The 5,242-nt window shown below is 58.3% G+C and carries 5 protein-coding genes; all 5 read left to right on the top strand.

Annotated features, from left to right (window positions below; genetic code table 11):
• Window positions 1–736 precede the first annotated feature (736 nt).
• The 5 genes from BLV85_RS15855 (at window position 737) to BLV85_RS14095 (ending at window position 4,985) form a co-directional block, all read left to right on the top strand.
• The gene (locus BLV85_RS15855) at window positions 737–2,173 is read left to right on the top strand and encodes a flagellin N-terminal helical domain-containing protein (RefSeq protein ID WP_090415862.1); all 1,437 of its coding nucleotides are present in this window, start codon (window positions 737–739) and stop codon (window positions 2,171–2,173) included.
• A 75-nt stretch (window positions 2,174–2,248) separates the two neighbouring features.
• Entirely contained in the window at window positions 2,249–2,599 is a 351-nt protein-coding gene (locus tag BLV85_RS14110) for a flagellar protein FlaG (protein WP_090415861.1), read from the top strand.
• Window positions 2,600–2,701: 102 nt separating this feature from the next.
• Window positions 2,702–4,123 carry a flagellar filament capping protein FliD gene (gene fliD, locus BLV85_RS14105; RefSeq protein ID WP_090415860.1) on the top strand — a complete coding sequence of 474 codons (1,422 nt, stop codon included), beginning with the start codon at window positions 2,702–2,704 and terminating at the stop codon, window positions 4,121–4,123.
• A 50-nt stretch (window positions 4,124–4,173) separates the two neighbouring features.
• Window positions 4,174–4,617: a flagellar export chaperone FliS gene (gene fliS / locus BLV85_RS14100; protein WP_090415859.1), complete on the top strand. Its 444-nt coding sequence runs from the start codon at window positions 4,174–4,176 to the stop codon at window positions 4,615–4,617.
• The gene (locus BLV85_RS14095; protein WP_090415858.1) at window positions 4,614–4,985 is read left to right on the top strand and encodes a flagellar protein FliT; all 372 of its coding nucleotides are present in this window, start codon (window positions 4,614–4,616) and stop codon (window positions 4,983–4,985) included. Before fliS ends, BLV85_RS14095 begins: the two co-directional genes overlap by 4 nt.
• Window positions 4,986–5,242 lie beyond the last annotated feature (257 nt).

Raw genomic sequence — 5,242 nt, 5'->3', positions numbered from 1 at the left:
TTCGAGACCTCAGGGTGCAACGGCTTCCCCAGAAAACGCTGTTACTTTACAGTGTTGAGCAAGTTTGCTGCTCACTATTAATATACAAGGGTGCACCTGTGCACCGCCAAACACCTTACCCGCAGCAGCCCTTTTCCACACAGCAAAAAGCCGGTGCACAAGTGCACCCTACGCCTGCAATTCAAACCACGAATGGACACCAATGAATTGGTGGCGATGCGCGCAGGGGTTGTGTCATATGGCGGAGTGAAGACGTGATAACCGGCCCAATTACGGTTGAAACACAACCGAAGTGATTGTCATCATTCGTGTGTATTCGTGTCCATTCGTGGTTCGAATTATCGTTTCTCCCTATGTGGCGATTGACTGGCAATCGCCTGGGTTTGACGGTGCACAGGTGCACCCTACTATCTTTGCCTGGTTGCGGGTGGCACACAATCGAAGCGGTTTTCATCATTCGTGTCCATTCGTGTCCATTCGTGGTTAAGGATTTTAGCCATGATTTGAAATCAAAATGCCGAGGAAGGGGGGTTTTATTGGGGTGTTTGGTTGTTTGGGGGTGGAAAATTTTTTTGGGTGGGGTGTCGATTTTGCTAAATATTTTTCCGGGCGATCCGATTACTGCTCTCAACGGCGGTTCAAAAGCCAATCAGTATCGAAGGCAGAACCCACGTGTGTGGCACTGGCGCCACGACTTTTTAATGAAAGTACATTTACACTCTGAAGGAGACACAACATGGCACAAGTCATTAACACCAACATCGCCTCATTGAATGCGCAACGCAATCTCAATAATTCGCAGAACGCTCTGAACACCGCGCTGGAGCGATTGTCCACCGGGCTGCGCATCAACAGCGCCAAGGATGACGCAGCCGGGCTGGCGATTTCCGAGCGCATGACGGCTCAGATCCGTGGCCTCAACCAGGCGGCGCGCAATGCCAACGACGGCATTTCGCTCGCCCAGACCGCCGAGGGCGCGCTCCAGGAAATCGGCAACAACCTGCAGCGGGTACGAGAACTGGCAGTGCAATCGGCCAACGCCACCAATTCCGCCAGCGACCGCGCCGCCCTGCAGGCGGAAGCCGCGCAACTGATCGCGGAGATCTCACGGGTTGCCGACAACACCCAGTTCAACGGCCTCAACCTGCTCAACGGCTCGTTTGCCAGCCAGAGCTTCCAAATCGGCGCCAACGCCAACCAGACTATCAACGTTGCATCGATCGGTGATGCGCGCGCGACCGCGCTAGGTCAACACACTCTCCAGACTGGTGGTTCTATCATGGATTCTGTCGTTACTGCAACTGCGGCTACTGTAGATAATGGGATTACAGGAGGAGCTCTAGAACTGACTACCGGCAAAGGTACGGTCAGCGGAATCAATTATGCAGCTAACGTGGGAGCCGATGTAATCGCGGCCAACATCAATGCTGCCGCCTCCGGCATCGGCATCACCGCCACCGCCAGCAACAGCGCAACACTTGAACTAAGCGCAGGTGGAACAATAGAATTCGATTTAAATGGAGAAGCAGTCTCCGTTACAGTTGTCAATGAAAATGATCTCAGTGCATTGGCCGCCGCCATCAATGGGGTATCCTCTACCTCCGGCGTCACCGCCTCCTTCGCTGATCCCAGCGACAAATCCAGCCTAGTTCTTAGCACAACTGATGGACGCGATATTGCCATTGAGGACTTGGACTTTGGTGCTAATACTATAAATTTCAATGGCACGCCTTCAATACCCACCGGTGATTCAGCCGTCAAGGTCGGCACAATCGAGTTGACCAGCACCCAGGGTCAAATCACAGCAATTGCACCCGACACTCAGATATTTGCAGCAACGACTTCCGTCAGCAGTTTCGATTCAGTTTCTCAGCTGGATCTCTCGAATTCAGACAACGCACAGAGCGCACTGTCGATACTTGATGCCGCTTTGAGTCAGATCAACAGCTCGCGCGGGGATCTCGGTGCGCTGCAAAACCGCTTCTCCTCCATCATCGCCAGCCTGCAGACCACGTCCGAAAACCTGTCCGCCTCGCGCAGCCGGATTCTGGATGCGGATTTCGCAGCCGAGACCGCCAACATGACGCGCGGCCAGATCATGCAGCAGGCCGGGGTCGCCATCCTGGCGCAGGCCAATGCCTTGCCCAACAACGTGCTGTCGCTGTTGAGATAAGTTCCAGCCGTCATTCGCCCGGTGGCGCGCTAGCAAGCGCCGCGCCACCGGGCGTAATCCAGAAGGAGAATAACCATGTCCATCAGTCCCGTCAGCGGCGGCAGTGAACTGCTCACCGCCACGCCCGCCCAGACCCTCCCGATGTCCCAGCAGCCCCCTGCCCCTGCGCGCGCGCAGCCAGAGCAGGAAGCAGGCGCGGAAACGGCAATGCAGGTGCAACAGGCGGTCGCACAGATTCAGCAGTTCACCCAGGCGCTGGCGCGCAATCTGCAGTTTTCGGTCGATGAGGAAACCGGCAAGTCGGTGGTGCGGGTGGTCGATGTCCAGACCCGTGAAATCATCCGCCAGATTCCCTCGGAAGAAGCGATTCAGATCGCGCGCACGCTCGACAAGGTGCAGGGCCTGCTGTTCAACGACCAGGCCTAGGAGGCTGTCCGCAGCAGACCGGTCTATTCCCGGACAGCCTCCCAGTCAGCCGCGCAGGTTGTTTTTGGACGGCACATCGTTTCATTACTTACAGGATTTCTCATGCTTTCTTCACCAGGTATCGGCTCGGGGCTGGATGTCCACAGCATCATCGGGCAATTGATGCGCGTGGAACAGCGGCCGCTGGCCGCGCTGGCCACGCGCGAAGCCAAACAGCAGGCGCAGTTGAGCGCCTATGGCAGCCTCAAGGGCGCGCTGTCCAGCCTGCAGAGCAGCGCCCAGGCGCTGGCCAAGTCCACCACTTTCACCGGCTTTCGGGCCAGCCTGGCCGATGGCTCGCTGGCAAGCGTGAGCGCTGCCGCCGGGGCGGCCGCAGGCAGGCACGAAATCGAGGTGCTGACCCTCGCCCAAAGCCAGAAAATCGCCTCGGCGCCGTTTGAAACCAGCGCCACCGCGCTCGGCAGCGGCACGCTCACGCTCACTTTCGGCAGCTATGAGGACGACGGCACCTTCAGCCCCAACCCGGCCGAGACCGTGCGCACGATTAGCATCGGCGCGGAACAGTCCTCGGTGGCCGGGGTGCGCGATGCCATCAACGCCGCCGACGCCGGTGTGACGGCCAGCCTGGTGCATGACGGCAGCGGCTACCGGCTGGTGATCGCCGCCGATGAAACCGGCCTCAGCCATGCCATGCGGATCACGGTCAGCGATGATGATGGTGATGATACCGACAATGCCGGATTGTCCCAGCTGGCCTATGACGCCTCGACCGGCGGGACCGCGCATCTGACGGAAACAGTCGCGGCGCGCAACGCCACCCTGACCATCGACGGCATTGCGATCAGCAAGGCTGCCAATACCATTTCCGACGCGCTCGAAGGCGTCACGCTCACGCTGCGCAAGGCCGACCCGGGCAACCCGACCAGCCTGACAATCGCGCGCGACAGCGCCAGCGCCCAGGCGGCGGTGGAGGCATTCATCAAGGGCTTCAACGAACTGCACCAGACCCTGCGCAACCTGTCCAATTATGATGCCACCAATCAGCAGGCTTCGGTCCTGACCGGCGATTCGACCCTGCGGGCGGTGCAGACCCAGATGCGCCGCTTGCTGGGGAGCGAATTTCCAGCCGAGCATGGCGGTTTTTCCCTGCTGACGCAAATCGGCATCGGCTTCCAGAAGGATGGTTCGCTGGCGCTCGACAGCAGCCGTTTCAGCGCCAGCCTGGCAGAAGCGCCGGAGGCTGTCACCGCCCTGCTCACCGAACAGTTCGCACCCGGCCTCAACCGGCTGATCGACGGCATGCTGCAAAGCGACGGCCTGATCAACAGCCGCATGGATGGCATCCAGGCCAGCATCAAGACCCTCGACAGCCAGCGCGAAGCCATCGGCCGCCGGCTGGAAGACACGGAACGGCGCCTGCGCGCGCAATTCGCCGCGCTGGATACGATGCTCGCCAGCATGAGCCAGACCAGCAATTTCTTGCAGCAACAATTGGCTAACCTGCCCAAGATCGGCGACAAATAGCGATTGATGGGCCATCGGCCACTCATACCACAACAGAATAAGGAGAATTCATGTTCACATCATCCTCGCAGGCCATCAGCAGCTATCAGCGTGTCGGTGTTGAATCGGGCGTGGCGGCCGCCGACCCGCACAAGTTGATCCTGATGCTGTTCGAAGGCGCGCAGCAGGCGCTCAGCCGCAGCAAGCTCCATATGCGCCAGAATGAAATCGCCGCCAAGGGGGAGATGATCTCCAAGGCGATTCTGATCATCGACCATGGCCTCAAGGCCAGCCTCGACCGCAATACCGGCGGCGCGCTGGCCGACAATCTGCACCAGCTGTACGACTACATGACCCAGCGCTTGCTGCTGGCGAACCTGCACAACGACCCTGCCCTCATCGAGGAAGTCAGCCAGCTGCTGGGCGAGCTGCACACAGCCTGGCAGGCGATCGGCCAACAGCCCGCCAGCCAGCCTGCCTCCCCCCTCACAACCGAGGCCGACCAGACACGATGAGTGAAAACCATTCCGGCAAACAGGGCGCACAAGGGATGAATGGCGAGCGGGCAATCGCTATTTACGAGGAAATACTGGGCATCGTTGATCAGATGCTGGCAGCCGCCAAAAAAAGCGACTGGGATGCGCTGGTATCGCTCGAGCACACCTGCAAGCAGCTTGTCAACCAGCTGATGGCGCAGGATACATCAGCGCTGCTCGATGCGCCGCAACAGAAAAAGAAAGTGGCCCTCATCGGGCAAATACTCGCGCGCGATGCCGAAATCCGCACCCTCACCGAACCCCATATCACCCATCTGCAAAACATCCTGACCCACAACAGCCGCAAACGGCTATTGAACCAAACCTACCAGCCTGACCAGGAATAACCCCCACCCGGCCAAGCAACCTTTGTATGCATGAGTTGTTGATTACAAACCCAAACCACGAATGCACACGAATTAACACGAATGATGAAAATCAATCCATGCGAGCGCTGCCACCGAATCATTCGTGTCTATTCGTGGTTATCACGGCCGGTGGCGGAGGGCGTAGATACTCTGTCTTCAGTCAAGCAAAATTTACATATTAGCGCCCTTTATTTTGAAAAACTTGTCACCATCAAACGGCATGTTGTTATGCAGCA

Origin of the sequence: Nitrosomonas halophila (assembly GCF_900107165.1) — a bacterium.
Lineage (GTDB): Bacteria > Pseudomonadota > Gammaproteobacteria > Burkholderiales > Nitrosomonadaceae > Nitrosomonas > Nitrosomonas halophila.
This window is presented reverse-complemented; position numbering and strand designations above follow the sequence as displayed.

What these genes read in the sequence shown, in the direction of transcription:
- fliD (WP_090415860.1), top strand. Translation starts at nt 2,702, where the DNA reads ATGCTTTCTTCACCAGGTATCGGCTCGGGGCTGGATGTCCACAGCATC.
- fliS (WP_090415859.1), top strand. Translation starts at nt 4,174, where the DNA reads ATGTTCACATCATCCTCGCAGGCCATCAGCAGCTATCAGCGTGTCGGT.
- BLV85_RS14110 (WP_090415861.1), top strand. Translation starts at nt 2,249, where the DNA reads ATGTCCATCAGTCCCGTCAGCGGCGGCAGTGAACTGCTCACCGCCACG.
- BLV85_RS14095 (WP_090415858.1), top strand. Translation starts at nt 4,614, where the DNA reads ATGAGTGAAAACCATTCCGGCAAACAGGGCGCACAAGGGATGAATGGC.
- BLV85_RS15855 (WP_090415862.1), top strand. Translation starts at nt 737, where the DNA reads ATGGCACAAGTCATTAACACCAACATCGCCTCATTGAATGCGCAACGC.